The 507-nt window shown below is 62.5% G+C and carries 1 protein-coding gene; it reads left to right on the top strand.

Going from position 1 to position 507, the window contains the following annotated elements:
• Positions 1-212: 212 nt before the first annotated feature.
• On the top strand, positions 213-507 hold a 295-nt coding region (locus tag ACYPYD_RS16085; protein WP_459664166.1), incomplete at its 3' end, for an antibiotic biosynthesis monooxygenase family protein.

Genomic DNA, 507 nt, shown 5'->3' with positions numbered 1-507 from the left:
AGCGAAACAATCCAGGGCAGCTTAACGCCGCCCTGGATTGTTTCGCTGCGCTCGCAATGACGATTTACGGTAAAGTCATGACGCTCCAACCCGCTCAGGCTGAGCTTGTCGAAGCCCTCGCCGCACGCATCACGCCCGCGCGATGACTTCTCCCGCCGCCTTGACCCCGAACCCATCGCCCGGCTCTCTCCGCACCCAAAGGGAGACCCGTCATGCTGCTCGAAATCGCAGAAATCGAAGTACGTCCCGGAGCCGAAGACCAGTTCGCCAGCACCATGCGTGATGCCGGGATAGCCCACCTCGCCACCTGCGAGGGCGTCGTCTCCGCCCGCTTCGGACGCGGGGTGGAGAACCCGTCGAAGTTCACCTTCAACGTCGTGTGGACATCGATGGAAGCGCACCAGAACGCCCGCACGCTTGAAGCATTCGGCAAATTCCGAGCCTGCTTCGGTGATCTCTCGGTCGGCGGCGCGATGAGCCACTACGTGATGGACGAGGCGGTAGAGG

This window comes from Novosphingobium sp. 11B, from assembly GCF_054589055.1.
Note: the sequence above shows the minus strand (reverse complement) of the source record. Positions and strands in the feature narration are given on the sequence as shown.